Source organism: Nitrospira lenta (assembly GCF_900403705.1).
GTDB classification, from domain to species: domain Bacteria; phylum Nitrospirota; class Nitrospiria; order Nitrospirales; family Nitrospiraceae; genus Nitrospira_D; species Nitrospira_D lenta.
Genome location: NZ_OUNR01000022.1, coordinates 79,265 through 94,183, shown reverse-complemented (window position 1 = coordinate 94,183; position 14,919 = coordinate 79,265). Strand labels below are relative to the sequence as shown.

General features: G+C 57.5%; 19 protein-coding genes. 9 read left to right on the top strand and 10 right to left on the bottom strand.

Annotated elements, in window-relative coordinates; genetic code table 11:
• The first annotated feature begins 21 nt into the window (after nucleotides 1-21).
• The 7 genes from NITLEN_RS17600 to NITLEN_RS17565 all read left to right on the top strand — a co-directional run bounded on the left by NITLEN_RS17600 (nucleotide 22) and on the right by NITLEN_RS17565 (nucleotide 7,690).
• Nucleotides 22-1,299 (top strand): NTP/NDP exchange transporter, encoded by a 1,278-nt coding sequence (locus tag NITLEN_RS17600; protein WP_181416975.1) that lies wholly within the window; start codon nucleotides 22-24, stop codon nucleotides 1,297-1,299.
• Between the two features lie 79 nt (nucleotides 1,300-1,378).
• Complete coding sequence (locus NITLEN_RS17595; protein WP_121990955.1) at nucleotides 1,379-2,746, top strand: glutamate-5-semialdehyde dehydrogenase; 1,368 nt, start codon at nucleotides 1,379-1,381, stop codon at nucleotides 2,744-2,746.
• 157 nt (nucleotides 2,747-2,903) lie between these two features.
• Complete coding sequence (locus NITLEN_RS17590) at nucleotides 2,904-4,091, top strand: class I SAM-dependent methyltransferase (RefSeq protein WP_121990954.1); 1,188 nt, start codon at nucleotides 2,904-2,906, stop codon at nucleotides 4,089-4,091.
• Nucleotides 4,092-4,200: 109 nt separating this feature from the next.
• Complete coding sequence (locus NITLEN_RS17585; protein WP_121990953.1) at nucleotides 4,201-5,559, top strand: DUF3422 family protein; 1,359 nt, start codon at nucleotides 4,201-4,203, stop codon at nucleotides 5,557-5,559.
• 272 nt (nucleotides 5,560-5,831) lie between these two features.
• Nucleotides 5,832-6,083 (top strand): CsbD family protein, encoded by a 252-nt coding sequence (locus NITLEN_RS17580; RefSeq protein ID WP_121990952.1) that lies wholly within the window; start codon nucleotides 5,832-5,834, stop codon nucleotides 6,081-6,083.
• A gap of 67 nt (nucleotides 6,084-6,150) precedes the next feature.
• Nucleotides 6,151-6,495: a hypothetical protein gene (locus NITLEN_RS17575; protein WP_121990951.1), complete on the top strand. Its 345-nt coding sequence runs from the start codon at nucleotides 6,151-6,153 to the stop codon at nucleotides 6,493-6,495.
• A gap of 403 nt (nucleotides 6,496-6,898) precedes the next feature.
• Nucleotides 6,899-7,690: an SAM-dependent methyltransferase gene (locus tag NITLEN_RS17565; protein WP_121990949.1), complete on the top strand. Its 792-nt coding sequence runs from the start codon at nucleotides 6,899-6,901 to the stop codon at nucleotides 7,688-7,690.
• A gap of 35 nt (nucleotides 7,691-7,725) precedes the next feature.
• On the opposite strand, the gene NITLEN_RS17560 is transcribed toward NITLEN_RS17565, so the two are convergent.
• The 9 genes from NITLEN_RS17560 to NITLEN_RS17530 form a co-directional block, all read right to left on the bottom strand.
• A complete protein-coding gene (locus tag NITLEN_RS17560) occupies nucleotides 7,726-8,583 on the bottom strand; it encodes an acyl-CoA desaturase (protein ID WP_121990948.1) in 858 nt (285 codons plus the stop codon).
• Nucleotides 8,584-8,648: 65 nt separating this feature from the next.
• Nucleotides 8,649-8,966, bottom strand: coding sequence for an RNA recognition motif domain-containing protein (locus tag NITLEN_RS17555; RefSeq protein ID WP_121990947.1), 318 nt, complete (start codon nucleotides 8,964-8,966; stop codon nucleotides 8,649-8,651).
• A 292-nt stretch (nucleotides 8,967-9,258) separates the two neighbouring features.
• Complete coding sequence (locus NITLEN_RS17550; RefSeq protein WP_146216242.1) at nucleotides 9,259-9,513, bottom strand: hypothetical protein; 255 nt, start codon at nucleotides 9,511-9,513, stop codon at nucleotides 9,259-9,261.
• Nucleotides 9,514-9,566: 53 nt separating this feature from the next.
• A complete protein-coding gene (locus NITLEN_RS17545; protein WP_121990945.1) occupies nucleotides 9,567-9,908 on the bottom strand; it encodes a hypothetical protein in 342 nt (113 codons plus the stop codon).
• Nucleotides 9,909-10,153: 245 nt separating this feature from the next.
• Nucleotides 10,154-10,318 carry a hypothetical protein gene (locus NITLEN_RS18275; protein WP_181416974.1) on the bottom strand — a complete coding sequence of 55 codons (165 nt, stop codon included), beginning with the start codon at nucleotides 10,316-10,318 and terminating at the stop codon, nucleotides 10,154-10,156.
• 53 nt (nucleotides 10,319-10,371) lie between these two features.
• Complete coding sequence (locus NITLEN_RS17540; protein WP_121990944.1) at nucleotides 10,372-10,665, bottom strand: hypothetical protein; 294 nt, start codon at nucleotides 10,663-10,665, stop codon at nucleotides 10,372-10,374.
• Between the two features lie 245 nt (nucleotides 10,666-10,910).
• Nucleotides 10,911-11,039, bottom strand: coding sequence for a hypothetical protein (locus NITLEN_RS18610; RefSeq protein WP_281267850.1), 129 nt, complete (start codon nucleotides 11,037-11,039; stop codon nucleotides 10,911-10,913).
• 38 nt (nucleotides 11,040-11,077) lie between these two features.
• Nucleotides 11,078-11,359: a hypothetical protein gene (locus NITLEN_RS17535; protein ID WP_121990943.1), complete on the bottom strand. Its 282-nt coding sequence runs from the start codon at nucleotides 11,357-11,359 to the stop codon at nucleotides 11,078-11,080.
• 302 nt (nucleotides 11,360-11,661) lie between these two features.
• A complete protein-coding gene (locus NITLEN_RS17530) occupies nucleotides 11,662-12,573 on the bottom strand; it encodes an acyl-CoA desaturase (RefSeq protein WP_245924567.1) in 912 nt (303 codons plus the stop codon).
• Between the two features lie 284 nt (nucleotides 12,574-12,857).
• Here NITLEN_RS17530 and NITLEN_RS17525 point away from each other — a divergent pair, with 284 nt between their 5' ends.
• Entirely contained in the window at nucleotides 12,858-14,135 is a 1,278-nt protein-coding gene (locus NITLEN_RS17525; protein ID WP_245924565.1) for a DEAD/DEAH box helicase, read from the top strand.
• A 16-nt stretch (nucleotides 14,136-14,151) separates the two neighbouring features.
• Complete coding sequence (locus NITLEN_RS17520; protein WP_245924564.1) at nucleotides 14,152-14,532, top strand: hypothetical protein; 381 nt, start codon at nucleotides 14,152-14,154, stop codon at nucleotides 14,530-14,532.
• Nucleotides 14,533-14,575: 43 nt separating this feature from the next.
• On the opposite strand, the gene NITLEN_RS18270 is transcribed toward NITLEN_RS17520, so the two are convergent.
• A complete protein-coding gene (locus tag NITLEN_RS18270; protein WP_181416973.1) occupies nucleotides 14,576-14,740 on the bottom strand; it encodes a hypothetical protein in 165 nt (54 codons plus the stop codon).
• Between the last annotated feature and the right edge of the window lie 179 nt (nucleotides 14,741-14,919).

The following is a 14,919-nucleotide window of genomic DNA, read 5'->3' as shown; positions in this document are numbered from 1 at the left end:
GCACCAAATCGGAAGGATGTTGTGACACAGGGATGGATCTGGAAATGGGTGAAGGTCGCGTCGGAGGAGCGAGTGCCGCTGCTCTGGTCGTTCGTCTATTTTTTCTGCCTGCTCTGCGGCTACTACATGCTGAGGCCGGTGCGCGATGAAATGGCCATTGAAGGCGGTGTGCAACATTTGCCTTGGATGATGACTGGGACGTTTCTCACGCTCCTCATCGCCACGCCTCTGTTTGGGTGGCTGTCGGCGCGACTCCCGCGTGCGCGACTGATGCTATCGGTCTATGTCTTTTTCATCAGTCATCTACTGCTGTTTTTTGCGGCCATGACGGCGCAGTGGCATCTGGAATGGGTTGCCCGGGCGTTCTTTATCTGGCTCTCGGTGTTCAACCTGTTTGTGGTCTCCGTGTTTTGGAGTTTCATGGCCGACGTGTTTTCTCCTGCGCAGGGCGTGCGGCTATTCGGTGTGATTGCCGCGGGTGGGAGTTTGGGTGCGATCGCAGGCCCCTTGGCGACGACGGGGATCACCTACCTGTGGCCTATTCCTGTCTTGATGCTGGTCTCGGCGGGCTGGCTGGCGCTCTGCGGGGTCTGTATCGCTCGACTGGACCGGTGGGCAGCAGCCCACACAACTCGGGGGAAGATCGAGGGCGACATGCCGCTGGGCGGCAGTATGTGGGCGGGGATTCGTGCGGTCGCGGCTTCTCCCTATCTCCTGGGCATCTGTGCGTATCTCTTTCTTCTCACGATGTCGGCGACGGTCCTCTATATGGAGCAGACTGCTTTGGTGGGGCGTGAGATTCCGACGCCTGAAGCCAGGACTCGTCTGTTTGCCGGGATGGACCTGATCGTGAATGTCCTGACCTTCGTGACGCAGGTCTTGGTCACCAATCGGTTGGTACTCCGGTTTGGGTTGGGGGCCGCCCTGCTTGTGCTTCCGGTCGTCACGGCCGTTGGCTTTGCTGCCATTGTGGTCAATCCCGTACTGCCGGTCTTTCTGTCGCTCACGGTTGCGCGGCGGGTGGGAGAATACGCCATTGCCAAGCCGGCGCGTGAGGTGCTGTTTACGGTGTTGAACCGAGAGGATAAGTACAAGGCCAAGAATTTCATCGATACCGCCGTATCGCGCGGCGGCGATGCCTCAACCGGTTGGCTGGTGTCCGGGGGCAAGGCCTTGGGGGCGACAACCGGTATCATGGCCGGAGTGCTTGTACCGATGATGCTGCTCTGGGGCTGGATCGGGTGGAGACTGGGTCGACAGGAATCTGCGTTGCAGCGCGGAGTGCCGACTCTGCGGTAGACGGTCGTCTTTACTCCCTAAAAAATCGCATGTTATAGTCGCACGCTTGCGCGACGGTTCATTTCTCACGGGGGGTCACATGCCGGAAGTTCCCGTTAAGATGTACATCGATAAGTTGTTGAAATCATGCCGCGATGTGCAGCGTCCATTGGCGTTGCTTTCGGGCCCCGTGAAGGATCGCGCGCTGCGGGCTATGGCGGATCGGTTGCAAGCGGATGAGGAGCAGATTTTCGCGGCGAACGTGTTGGATGTCGATGCCGTGGGGAAGACGCTGCTTGGAGAAGGGTTGCGGGGAGAGCGGGTGAAGGAAGCGGTCACGCGCGTGCGGATGATGCCGGATGATGTGAAGGAGCTGGCCGAACGCCTTCGTCTCATCGCTGATTTGCCGGATCCGGTCGGCGCGGTGACCAAGCGATGGGAGCGGCCTGATGGGTTGCAAGTCAGCCGAGTCCGCGTGCCCCTCGGGGTGGTCGGCGTGATTTCAGAAATGAAGCCGTTGATTACCGTGGAGTCCTTGGCCCTCTGCCTCAAGTCCGGGAACGTGTGTGTCTTTCGTCCGGCGTTCGAATGGAACCGGACGCATCAGGCCATTGAATCGCGCATGCGTGAAGAGGCGGAGCGCGCGGGTATTCCCGCCGGCGCCTGGTTATTGGTCGATCGGCCTGAGAAGGAAGTGGCGCTGGAAATCATGCGTGCCGGGAAGAGCGTGGATGCGATTGTGCCCCGTGGCGGTCCCGGCCTTCGGAAAGCCATGCATGAGCAGGCCAAGATGCCGATTCTCTGCTACGACTACGGGATCAGCCATGCCTATGTCGATGCGGATGTGGATATTCCAATTGCGCAAAACGTCGTCATCAATTCGAAAATTCAGCATGCGACGTCCACCAATTCCATCGATACCCTGTTGGTGCAGCAGGGTATGGCGCGGCCATTCTTGGCGGCGCTCATTCGCCGTCTGCTTGAAGAATATAAGATTCAGGTGATCGGCTGTCCGAAAACCGTGGCGCTCATGGGGCAAATGGCGATGACCGGACACGAAGCGGTCACTCCGGCCACCGACGAAGACTGGGACCGGCAGTTTCAGTCACCGGTCTTGGCGATCAAGATGGTGGCGGGGCTCGATGAGGCGCTGGCGCACATTGCCGCCCATGGGCCTTGTCTGACGGCGGTGATTGCCACGTCTGACTATAATTCCGCGATGCGTTTTTCACGAGAGGTGGATGCGACGGCTGTGATGGTCAATGCCTCCACGCGACTTAACTCAGGCGACGGGTATGGCATGGGTCCGGACATCGGACTCAATCTGTCCCGCGTACAGGCCAAAGGACCGATCGGACTCGAACAGCTGACGAACGAGAAGTATGTGGCATTCGGCGGCGGGCAGTTGCGCCATCCGCATCCGGTGCCGGATACGTATGAAGACGCCATCATGCTGAAGCGCGCTTGATCGCCTGCTGAAAACGCGCTCCAGCTTTGTTCTCAGTCGCTCGATCCACTCGACGTACCCAAGGATGTACGCCTCGTGGCTCTCCCTCCTTGCGGCCTCACTGGAACACGTTTTGATCAGGCGTTGAGGATGTCGACGCATCCCCTGCAAGAGATCCATGAACAGTTCAGTCTCGCTCGATCAACTTCATGCCCACCTAGCCCAATGGGGCCTTCGATCGTTTTCGTCTGATGCGGACTATTTCGCCTGGCAACGCGCGACGCTGTCGGCGGAGGATCTGAATCGGCTCACTGCGCAGGTCGAGCGGAAGCGCAGCGGCGCTCGTCAGGACGAAATGGCTTTCTACGATCTGACGGCGGAACCGCATATTCTTCCCGTCCTTTACAGCCAACGCTACGAGTATTTCATGGAGATCGGCAGCCGGGTGCTGTCTCGAATCGCTCCGGCTGGGACGGTGTTGGATTTTGGGTGCGGGGTGGGGATTCTCACCACGTTCTATGCGAGGCATTCTCCGGAGACACAGTTTGTGGGGATCGATCGGTCGCCCAGATCGATTGCCGTGGCGCAATCGAAAGCCACTGAGTTGGGGCTAACTAATGTGCGCTTTGAGTGCCTCGATGTAGACGTCGAGGTGCTTCGCGGATCGTATGATCGGATCATTGCGACCCATGCGCTGGTTCAAGCTGAGCAAGATCCTGGAATACCGAGTCGTGACTGGACGACCTTCGAACGGGCGCGGGATGAATCGCAGCAGGCCGCGTTTGAGCAGCGGATCGGCATCGATGTGCGGTTAGACCAACTTAGCGAGATGCTGAGTCCTGGCGGATGGATGGTCATCTTCGAGAAAACCCGCCAACTCGCCCGACGCGTGCCGTTTCAACGGGCGCTGGCGCGACGGGGCCTGCAAGTGATCGAGCTTCCTGAACTGATTCGGTATCGGCTTGTCGAGGAAGTTTCCGACGACGGGCCCTTCTATGTGATGCAACAGGGGAGTGCCGGTCCTCTCGCATGGGACGAAGAGCCCGAACCTGACGCAGGCGTGCCGTTCAATCGAACGATGCTTCGATCAGTCCCACATGATCCGCAAGATCCGGACATACCGCTGTACGAAAATCATTGGCCGTCTGCACAGCGAGTGTGGGAATCGCTTGCGGATCGTCTGGTACAGCAGGAAGAGACTCGCCGGGAGTCCGATGGCCGGCAGCTACATGTCGAGCTCGGATCGGCCGAAGGCCTGGTCTACCTCTACTGTGCCAACACGTTCGATCAGCGGCAGTTGATCGTGGTTGAACCAAACCGCAGGGCAGAACTCGCTTCGTATTACGGAGAGATTCTTTCTTCGTGAGTGCAGCCGCAGGCTGATGGCTTGGCGGCGGCATCGTGGACGGCCTCGTGTCGCCGGTTGGCGAATGTGATAGGGATTGCGCTAAAATGCCGACCTTCAAGGAGGGTGCATGGAACAGCCGGACATCGATCAGTCCTCTCACGAAGACCTTATCCATCAGCTACATGAGCGTCCGCAGATTCCGTTGACGGAATGGCTGCGGGTGCCGGCCCATGTGCACTACAAGGCGTTTCGGATGGCCGATCCTCCGACGCAGCGCCCGGCGAGCCGCGAAGAGTTTCGCCGTCTGGTGGAATCGTTTCAGATGGCGCCGAACCATACGGTGTTGCGGGAGACGTTCGGGTATGCGGTCAAGGTGGCAGGGAACGGGGATCGCTTGATCGTCGTCTGGCAGGCGCATACGGAATATTACAGTTATCAATTGTGGCATCTGCCGGGAGCGCCCGGCAGTCAAGTGACGTTCGGACCGTTGACCTTTCCGAACTATCAGTTTCCGATTACTCCGCTGGGGACAGAGGTCTGCCGATTGGATATTGTGCTGCGCGCCGAGGTGATTCCATCGCGTGACGAGTTACATCAGATGCTGCCGGGGCCGGTCACCTATGGCAGCCGGATGTTCGACGACGAGACCATGGTGGTGACCAGTTTTACGCCCGACGAATACCGACGGGAGCGGTATTTGGTCAATGTCGGATCTCCGCGGATCGATGTGTCGCACATCAAGAATATTGTGGATGCGGTGGTGCGAATCGAAACCTACTATCATCTGCTGCTGATGCAGAAGCCGTTGTTTTCAGCTGCAATCGATTCGGTCTACAAGTTCGAGCAAGTTCATCTGAAACAGCGGGAGATCATCACTGGGCATATCAGTCATGCCGATGCGCTGGCGTTGCAGCGATGGTTGAATAGTTTGACGCAGGATCTGTTGAAGGCCAACCGGCTGGCCGGGAAGCTCCATTTCGAATTGTCGGCGGCGGTGCCATACGACAAGATTGTGCATGCCACACTCGCGTCCATGGTCGAGCGGCCGTTTGCTCCGTATCGGCCGCTCTCCGATTACGTCCTGAGCGGCGTGACTGGCGTGGCGGACGGGTATCAGCAGTTGTTGAAGCGGATCGAGACGCTGAGTAGCGGGTTTGAGGGAATGATCGCCATTATCCGGACCCGTGTCGATTTGATGCTGGAGTCTCAGAATCTGGCGTTGCTGATGAGCGTGGACAAGACGACGAAGAGTCAGGCGATCCTGCAACATACCGTCGAAGGGCTATCGGTGATTGTGATCGCGTACTATCTTAGCGGGCTTGCCGGGTATATTTTTAAAGGTCTCCATGAAATGGGATGGATGCATAATCCAAATGTGGCATCTGCCGTGTTTGTCCCCATCGCCATCGGGCTGGCCTTTCTCATCACGACGCTGAGCCGGAAGTATCTGCATAAGAAGCTCCAGACTGAGAAGCCTCATGCCTAAACGGTCTGGCCAAAGGGTTTTGTCACGCGGCATCTGGCCATTGACTCTGCCTCTGTGGCCCTGTAGGGTGCAGGTGACGTAGCGAGCCCCGTCGACTGTCCCATCTCTCGCGCCTCCTTCCTGATTACGTTTCTGCGCGTCTGATTCTCCGGTCTCCGCCGCTTTTACGCCGGTAGTTCCGTCTCGAATGACCTTATGCGGTCGCGCATTACGCTCGTCGTCTGTTTTCCGCAGACGCCGTGGTTGACTATTCACATACCAAGGGGGACCCGATGAATCAGGAGCAGTTCGGACAATTTTGGTTACAGCTGAAGAAGCCGCTCAAGACCACGTGGGGCAAGATCACAGAGGAAGACCTCGTCGAGATCGCGGGCGATGTGGCCAAGTTCGGCAGCGTACTCCAGAAGCGGTATGGGGAAGTGCAGAAAGAAGAAGTCAGCACGTGGGCGAATCGCCGCTATTCGACATGGACCGGTAACTATATCGGCTATAAGGATCCTGAGCCGAAGAGCGCCAGCTCGTAGGTCTGGGAGCCTCTTTTGTGAGGCGCTGGTTCAGTCGTCTGAGTCCTTTCACGCGGGGGTGAGTGCCATGAAAAAAATCGTGATCAATACGAGCTATGAAAGTTTCTGCGTGAGTCATAAAGCCTTTGTGCGGTTGCGTGAATTGGGGCAGGCGGAGGCGCTGAAAGAGTTCGATCCAGGAGTGTATTGGCCGAATGCAGCGGCGGTGCGGGAACCCAGTTTAAATCAGTGTGGGATGATGATTCCGCGGGATGATCAGCATCTCGTGCGGGTCGTTGAAGAGCTGGCCTCTGAAGCGAACGGTCATTGCGCTGACCTCAAAGTGGTGTCTATCCCGGACGATGTGAAATGGGAAATTAACATGGTGGACGGTACCGAACGAGTCAGCGAAGTGCATCGTACCTGGTGCTAAGCGGCACGGCGGGGCAGCCGAGGGATATGCGTGCGGCATGAACCTGAATGAAATGTGAGATCGAGGAATGATGAAAGACGACGCTCTGAAATCGGTGCCGGCACCGCATGCGCCTCTTGTCTCGAGCCCGCAAGAGTTGACCTGCACGGAAGGGCAACTCGAGGATCTTCTTGCTGAGGGAGAAACCACGGAGTCGGAAGCAGACCGTGACGAGGCCGACGGATCTATCGAGCAAATTACAACGAACGCTGCAAAGCGGAAGTCCCCGCCAGGTCCTCAGTCCAACAAAAAGTAGGCGTTATAAACGCATCGGTGGTGCCGTCAGGAGCGGAAACGGCTGCATTGACAGGGTGTTGTTCGGCCGGTAGCCTGCATCTGCATCAGATTGTCTCGAGAATATATTGTGACATCCCGCTGGCGTCTTCCTCAGCACGATTACTGGTCCACTCCATTTGCCGAGTCGCTGTTACGCCATCTTGATTTGAGGCCCGGTGCCACGGTGCTCGATGTGGCGGGTGGGCACGGCATTCCTGCATTCTACGTGGCTGAGCAGGTTGGTCCTGGCGGACAGGTGCTGAGCCTCGATGTGAGTGCCGGACAGGTGGCTCGTGCCCGTGCAATTCAGGGTTCGCATCTTCCCTGGCTGCGATTTGAATGTATCGACATGCGTGCGTTGCCGGCGGATCTTCCCGGCTATGATCGCATCACCGGCAATCTGTCCGTCATGTTTTTTCGTCCGAACCGCTTCGACGTCATCCAAGGATTAGCGGATCACCTAAATCCAGGCGGCCAGATGGTTCTGACCTTTCCATCTCTCGGCACCTTCGATTCCCTATGGCGCCGGGTCGATCAAGAGATGGCGACGTGGGGGCTACTCGCGGAGCGTCGGCGTCTCGACGCCTATATCGCGGAGCGGCCTTCTGCGGAGGAGGGGAGGGAATGGCTCAATAGAGCCGGCCTCCATCGCATTGAGGCGGCGGAGTATCCCTTGGAGGTCGCAACCGGCCCTGGGCAAGCGCTCTTGCATCATCCGTTGTTGCGAGGCGGATTTCTCGACGACGTATTTGAATGTTTTGATGATCAACGAGTAGCCGAACGCGTCATGACGCAGGTATCGGAAGATCTTGACGGCGTGCTGCCATTGATCGCGCAGCGGTGTGTGCTTACCGGTTGGAAGCCGGTTTCTGGGACGTGATGGAGGCGATGAATGGCCGCCGTCTGTTGTGACGGCTAACGCGCGGAAGGGGCTGCGGTCCTGAGCGAGGAGGCAAGGCCTAATTTTGACAATGTGAAGATCAGCCACTTTGACGGATCGAAGTTGTACCATCGGGGGCCGTTGCGGTAATCGTTTTGATGCGTGTGGTGGTAGTTGTGATAACCCTCGCCGAACGTCAGTAACGACACCAGCCAACTATCGCGACTGGAATCTTCCTGACTGTGCGGCTGGCGTCCCCAGAGGTGACAGACTGAATTGATGCAAAAGGTTGAGTTGAGCACGGCAAAGGCGCGGCCGACGCCCGCGAGGAGAAAGCATCCCAGCCCGCCCATCCAGCCATTGTAGAGAAAACCCACTGCAAACGTGAGTCCCAGGCCTGAGAGCACGATCATCCAGTAGTGACGATGTTGCCACATGACAACCGAGTCTTGGCGTAAGCGGGACGCGTATTTGTCGTTGGCATTCGTGTCTTTGTAGAACAACCATCCGCAGTGGCTATACCAGAATCCCCTGGTTGCATTGTAGGGGTCAGCATCCTGGTCACAGGCGGCATGGTGACGGATATGGTCGGCCGCCCACTTCAGGGCAGAGTTTTCCAGGGCCCATCCGCCGGCTACTAAGAGCACGGCTTTCACCCAATTCCGGCATTCAAAGCTGCGGTGTGAGAGCAGTCGATGGTAACCCACCGTGATTCCCAGCCCGGTAACCACATAGAGCACGCCGAACAATGTCCAATCGACCCAGCTGTATCCGTAGAAATAGCCAAAGGCCGGCACGCCGATGATTGCGACAGCCGTGACAAGAGCGAAGAGCGTCGTCGTCAGATAGTTAGGGATGGCCGGTTGAGTGATTGGTGACGGGGGAATGGGCATGCGGGGTGTCCAGGTGTGGATGCAAGGAGGAGTGCAATGACGCGCTCCTCCTTGCATGGACTGATCTAGAACCGGCCGCGCTTCTCGCCGCCGCCGAAACGACCGCCGCCGCCGCCACCGCCGCCCGTGCGCGGTTCTTGTGGCTTGGCTTCATTGACCGTCAACGGGCGTCCATCCATCTGTGAGCCGTTCAATGCCGTGATGGCTGCTTTGGCTTCTTCTGGGGTGGACATTTCGACGAAGCCGAAGCCTCGTGATTGTCCCGTAAACTTGTCCGCAATCACGCGCGCAGATTCGACTGTGCCGTGCGCGGCGAACAAGGTGGTGAGCTGTGATTCAGTTGCCGCATAGGGCAACCCGCCGACATAAAGTTTTGAACCCATGGGGGTTCCTCCTTCCGGAAAGTGACATTGTCTGGGACGCGAGAACGACTTCCCGAGGGGAAGGAGAGGGCCGAAGACGCTATTCAATGAGGCGGCTTAGGTCAGGCTTCCAATCAGAATCTCGGTGAGAACAACATCGGTGATGGGCCGTTCGATCAGTATATTCCACACGAGGCCCGCCGCATGGAACAGTGAGACACTAACACACCGCTATTGAAATAGCCACTGATCCTGCGAGAGAGGATTGAACGCTCGGCCGGTGAATGCAACGGCGGGATCATGGTGCCTGTGCTTAGGCTTTCCTCCACGGTGGATTGGTTTCACGCGCCGCACGGGAGGTATCAATGGCTTTCTTGGCTAAGGAAAAGGCTGCGGTCTTGGCATCCCATTCGGATTTATATTTCCCCATTGGGGCGTCGTCTGAGGTGCCCATGGTGGACTCGAGAAGTCCGGGAATCACGAAGCGGCATCGCCAGGTTCCATTGGGCTGTTGTTCGGGCAAGAGAAGGATCTTCTTGCCTTGCGAGTAGCAGGTCTCAGCCATCATGCTCTCCTCTGGGTGGGGCCCGACGCCCATGTGCAATGTGTTCGAATCTGGGACTACGCGGATTTGACGAATCGGTCTGCGCTCAGGATGCTGTGCAAGCGCTCCGTGACAGAACGTCGATACGGTTCTTTCTGGCGGACCATGATGACCAGGTTTTCATGATCGAGGAGAATATTCAGATCGTCTTGAGTGACGAGTTGTCGAGTCGAGGTTCCGATATTTATCCGGTACTGGGTTCTCCCGTCCGGGTTCCGCATTCCGCCGGAAACCATCTCAGTTAACCCGTCAATCACTCCTTCGTGTCCTTCGAGGCGGTGTTTGACCCTGGTGCCATCAGGGATGCGGACCCAATCTGATGCGAGGGGGCGAGCCTGCGGGGTGGGTTTCTGTGTCATACAGGGGTCTCCTTTGCGGACGCGGACTGTGGCGACCACGAGTCCGCCGATGAATGGGTGATACTCAGAGTTCCGGACGGAAGCACGATAATGACTGCCGAACCGATTCCGTGGGACGGAATGAGTGGGGGCGCTGACGAAACAGATCGGAAGCTTCTACTGTAGGGAGTTTGTCACGTTGCTGCCGGGATAGCGAACTTTCATTTGGTTCCCGCCGCTCCCCACTATGGGAAGCGGCGCTGGCATTAGGAGAGAGGTGTTGCCTTAGTGCTGTTGGGCAGCATTGAGGCCTTGAGGTCTTCGATTGCCTTGGCCACGTCTGTTTCAGTCGATCCGAAACGATCTCCCATCACCTTGATCGCTTGTTTCATCGCGATGGTCATCTTCGTAATCTGTTCTGCTGGTGTCATGCCGAATCTCCTAGGTTAATGTCAGCTACATTCCAATTCACTGCACTCAAAAGCTATTGAACCACCGCTGAGGGGGGGCCTGCCCAAATAAGATAGGGAGGTTTTTTCAGCGCGTCTGCGCGAGGAAAATGTCGAATGGCGTAGTCGTAGGCGTGGGCTTGTGCGCTCTGACAGGTCGGCGCTGACAGGTGATTGGAGATGACTTGAAAGTCCGCCTGATCATCCTGCCCGATCTTAGCGGTGTACAGTGCGCAGGAAAATTCTCCGTCCCGCGAGCATTGGGTGCTGATGACCAGGTGCGATCCGTCAGGAAACGTCATGAGGAGGTCAAGATTCGTTCGGCCCATAGGTCCTCCTATTGGTGGTGCGGCTCGACATCAGGCGGTGTGGGAGGCATGGGAGTGACGTAGAGCCGGAGGCATCGACCGTCTAGGATTACGCTTTCGCGGGCGACCGTACCATATTGGTTGCACAAGTCGCGTAGTCCGTTATCCGACACCGAGGCAGTCAGTCTCCCCACGCATACGACACGCTTTCCCACAATGTCCCCTGCGCAATTCTTTTGAAGCACTGAGGCCGTATCCTCAGGAGGCTAATATTGATCTCGCGGTTCAAAATAGGCGTAGATGAGCACTCCTGCCACGCTTGCCATATACAACAGCGTAGCCGCTCCAAGGGGATTCTGCGTCAGCCAGTGCATGAGATGTTGCATCGGGATCATGATGGTTCTTCTGGGCCTTTCGATCCGTCGATAAGCCGTTATTCGGTTGCGCCGCGACGTCTCGGATGGCTCTCTGCCGGACGGTTATTTCTTCCCTGCGATTTACTTTCTTGCGCCGTCACTCGCGATCGTGTGGCCGGCCCGAATCCTGAACTGGCCAATGAGGACACTTCTCGGCGTATGGTTTCGATGGAAGAGGACTGTTCGGTCAGCTTCGGGTCGGTGAGCCCCAGGAGTTGCCACCGAATTTTCGGTTTCAATACGGCGCGGTTTTTCTTCTTGCCGGTCTTGCGACCTTTCCACACGGTCGAGATTTTCATGGCGTGCTCCTTGTGCTGGGCTACGGGACTGTTCTCAGGGTCATACAGCGTCACGGCGCCGGTTCTGCGATTAGTGTCGGCGCTTCCTCGTCGGAGACAGCGAGACTGTCCCTCTGGAGAGAGGGGCGTAAGAGCGGTCAGATTACAGGAACGATCGCGCAGAGACGGGAGTGAGTGAGGGGAGTGAAGCGCGCAACGGGAAAATGGAGCTCGTTCGGATTGTCACCTTAACACGTGGTCTGGCCTGAGTCAAACGGTGTGGTGGGGAAAGATTGTGCCCGCTGTATATACGGGTGATGATACTAGGACTGCCGTGATGGGCTGTTTCCAGCCGCCGATGCCGTTCGGAGCCCGCTGGCGAGTCCGAGCATGGATAGCCCATAAATAAGCCATTTTGAGGGGTCGAAGTCATACCATCTAGGCCCGTTGCGATAGTCACTTGGATACATGTGATGGTAGTTGTGGTATCCCTCTCCGAACGTAATCAACGAGACGAACCAGCTGTCGCGGCTGGAATCCTTTGTTCCGTGGGGTTGACTCCCCCAGATGTGACAAATGGAATTGATGCAAAAGGTGGAGTTCAAGACAGCAAAGGTTCTGCCTACGCCGGCGAGCAGAAAACAGCCGATGCCGCCGACCCATCCGTCTGCTATGAAGCCGATCGCAAATGGGAGTGCCAGGCCGCCCAGTACGATGAGTGCATAGTATTTATGTTGCCAGATGGCTACTGGGTCCTGCGCGACACGGGAGGCATACTGCACGTCATCATATTTCCGTTCTGCGAAAAGCCATCCACAATGGCTATGCCAGAACCCCAGCTTTGCGTTGTAGGGATCGCCTTCCTGATCGCATTGGGCGTGGTGGCGAAGGTGGTCTGCGGTCCACTTGATGGCACTGTTTTGTAACGCCCATGCGCCTGCGATGAGCAGTGCGCCTTTCACCCAGTTGGGGCAATCGAAACTGCGGTGCGACATGAGGCGATGGTAGCCGACGGTGATTCCAAGGCCGCTGATGAGGTAGAGGATGCCGAACAGCGTCCAGTCCAGCCAGGAGTAATCGTAGAAATAGGCATAGGTTGGGATCGCGAGGAGAGCTCCCACCACGATGGAGAGAAAGAGGACGACGGTCCAGCCGACATGGTAGCGGCGGGCCAGGCGTAGTGCAGGTATATCCGTCGTCACCGGTTGTTTCCCGATAGAGTCAGCATTCATCATGGCCTACGATAGCATAGATGAGGCACGATGGCGAACCGCTTGTGTCGCTCAGCGATGCGGCAGGGGTGATGCCGGTTAGGGGCAAGAAGTTGACGCCTGAGGAGGCATGTTGTATGGTGTGGCTACATTGATCTCGCAGTAGTCCGGCGAATCTTTGTTCACACCATAACGGACTTCGCGATCGCATCGCGACCAGGTCCAGTTTGGAGCTGCATCATTCAGGTGCTCTCTCCCCTCGGTTCTCTGATCCCGTCATAATGCGATCAAACTGAAAGGATAGTGTAGTGGATACGTTTGTTCACGAGAGTTTTCAAGGTCTCGGCTTGTCTGAGGCGATGTTACAGGATCTTGTTAAGGCTGGGTATACGGCGCCAACCCCGATTCAGATGCAAGCGATTCCGCCTGCGCTTGCCGGGCGAGATGTGATTGGGTGTGCGCAGACAGGCACGGGTAAAACCGCGGCATTCGCCATTCCGATGATTGAACGGCTGGCAGCGCTGCCCAAAGGGCAGCCGCAGGCATTGGTGTTGGCACCTACCAGAGAATTGGCGCTGCAGATTCTTGCCACGATCGACAAGCTCGGGCGTGGGCGGCGCATTTCCGCCACCGTGATCATGGGCGGCGCTGATATGCAGGCGCAGGTTCGCGGGCTTCGGCAACAGCCGGACATTCTGGTCGCGACTCCCGGTCGATTGCTCGACCATATGTGGAACGGTACGATCAATCTGGCCCCGATCAAGATGTTGGTGTTGGACGAGGCTGACCGCATGTTGGACATGGGGTTTGCCCCGCAAATCAACCAGATCCTTGATGCGTTGCCGGTTGAACGGCAGACGTTGTTGTTCTCGGCCACATTGCCTGCCGACCTCACCAGGTTGGTGCAGGTCAGTGTCCATAATGCGGTGCGCGTCATGGTCAGTCCGTCAGCCACCACGGCCGATGGCGTGACCCAGGCGTTGCATCACACGACTCACGATAGTAAAGCGTCCTTGTTGGTGTCACTCCTCGGGCAAGAGCAGGAAACAGTGCTGGTCTTCACTCGCACCAAACATCGTGCGGACAAGCTGGGTCGGGTGTTGGGGCAAGAGGGGCATAAAGTGGCCGTGCTCCACGGTGACCGGAGTCTCTCCCAGCGCCGTGCGGCCCTCGATGGATTTAAGCGTGGCACGTTCCGCATTTTAGTTGCGACAGATATTGCGGCGCGAGGGATTGATGTGGCGAATATCGGCCATGTCATCAACTTTGATTTGCCGAATTGCCCGGAAGATTATGTACACCGCATCGGACGCACCGCGCGCATGAAAACGACCGGGCGAGCCACAAGCTTTGTCACGTCGGAGGATGGGCTGCAGTTGCGGGCGATCGAACAGTTGTTGGGGCATGCCGTACCGGTTGCAGCGGGGAGTGCAAGGCCATCGCTGGATCCGCGCGGGCAGGGGCGGCCAGCTCAGCGACAGGGGCGGCCGGCTCAAGGGCGTCCGTCAGGGTTTCGCGAACGCCGGCCGATGAGCCATGGAACGCACAGACCGGCCCAGCCGACTCAAGGTACCCCAGGAAACTAGCGCAGAGAGTGTGTGAATGGATCGCTCGTTGATCAATCTACTATTGGAAGGGAACGTCATGCCTGAGACGCAAAGCCTCCCGGTCAAGCCCAGCGCACCGTGGGTCAGAATTCCTGATGGAACCAAGGTGCGGTTGCGGACGGACAATCAGGAGGGTGTCATTGATGGGCTTACTGAACTCGTTACGGGAGCCGGCCGGAATCCTGACGGCCGCACGCAGTATCGCGTCAATCTCGGGGATCAAGCGAGAACGCTGGTTGTTGAGGATGACCTGCTGGTGTTAGTGGATGCGGAGGGCTTGGCGCTGATTCTTAAACAGAAAGTGGAGTTCCGTCGACTGGTGACTTTGCGGTTACGGGGAGCACTTGGCGACGATCGGTTTGTCCGTCCTGCCTAAGGAGAGGCGCGGGCCGTCTAAACGGCCCGCGCATGCTCCCGTGTTAATACAAGGGCGGCTGCGGCCCCCACTGTAATCCTTCCAAATCCGGATCTTCTCCTGCCTGAATTGACGTGCGATCGTCTTTTTCACCTTTCCGCTGCGCACGTTTCTCTTCCTTTTCTTTCCGCTTCGTTTGAAGGGATTTCTCACGGTCTCGTTTCGCCATCGTTGTTTTTCCTGCGCGTGCGATAGTGTCCTCCTTGGTCGTCTTGTCAGTGAGATAGGCTGGCATCGGCTGTGGATAGACGCGCAGCCGACTCTATGCGGGCCACCTATCTCACTCACGCAAACCGACATCTTGATAGGGTACGGCGTGAGGGAGAGCGATGTAACTGCCTCTCGGAG

Excerpts from the sequence above, each read along its gene's own strand:
- NITLEN_RS17590 (WP_121990954.1), top strand. The coding sequence starts at position 2,904 with ATGAACAGTTCAGTCTCGCTCGATCAACTTCATGCCCACCTAGCCCAA.
- NITLEN_RS17545 (WP_121990945.1), bottom strand. The coding sequence starts at position 9,908 with ATGACACAGAAACCCACCCCGCAGGCTCGCCCCCTCGCATCAGATTGG.
- NITLEN_RS17550 (WP_146216242.1), bottom strand. The coding sequence starts at position 9,513 with ATGATGGCTGAGACCTGCTACTCGCAAGGCAAGAAGATCCTTCTCTTG.
- NITLEN_RS17580 (WP_121990952.1), top strand. The coding sequence starts at position 5,832 with ATGAATCAGGAGCAGTTCGGACAATTTTGGTTACAGCTGAAGAAGCCG.
- NITLEN_RS17535 (WP_121990943.1), bottom strand. The coding sequence starts at position 11,359 with ATGAAAATCTCGACCGTGTGGAAAGGTCGCAAGACCGGCAAGAAGAAA.
- NITLEN_RS17530 (WP_245924567.1), bottom strand. The coding sequence starts at position 12,573 with ATGATGAATGCTGACTCTATCGGGAAACAACCGGTGACGACGGATATA.
- NITLEN_RS18610 (WP_281267850.1), bottom strand. The coding sequence starts at position 11,039 with ATGATCCCGATGCAACATCTCATGCACTGGCTGACGCAGAATCCCCTT.
- NITLEN_RS18275 (WP_181416974.1), bottom strand. The coding sequence starts at position 10,318 with ATGACACCAGCAGAACAGATTACGAAGATGACCATCGCGATGAAACAA.
- NITLEN_RS17575 (WP_121990951.1), top strand. The coding sequence starts at position 6,151 with ATGAAAAAAATCGTGATCAATACGAGCTATGAAAGTTTCTGCGTGAGT.
- NITLEN_RS17585 (WP_121990953.1), top strand. The coding sequence starts at position 4,201 with ATGGAACAGCCGGACATCGATCAGTCCTCTCACGAAGACCTTATCCAT.
- NITLEN_RS17595 (WP_121990955.1), top strand. The coding sequence starts at position 1,379 with ATGCCGGAAGTTCCCGTTAAGATGTACATCGATAAGTTGTTGAAATCA.
- NITLEN_RS17560 (WP_121990948.1), bottom strand. The coding sequence starts at position 8,583 with ATGCCCATTCCCCCGTCACCAATCACTCAACCGGCCATCCCTAACTAT.
- NITLEN_RS17540 (WP_121990944.1), bottom strand. The coding sequence starts at position 10,665 with ATGGGCCGAACGAATCTTGACCTCCTCATGACGTTTCCTGACGGATCG.
- NITLEN_RS17520 (WP_245924564.1), top strand. The coding sequence starts at position 14,152 with ATGGATCGCTCGTTGATCAATCTACTATTGGAAGGGAACGTCATGCCT.
- NITLEN_RS18270 (WP_181416973.1), bottom strand. The coding sequence starts at position 14,740 with ATGGCGAAACGAGACCGTGAGAAATCCCTTCAAACGAAGCGGAAAGAA.
- NITLEN_RS17555 (WP_121990947.1), bottom strand. The coding sequence starts at position 8,966 with ATGGGTTCAAAACTTTATGTCGGCGGGTTGCCCTATGCGGCAACTGAA.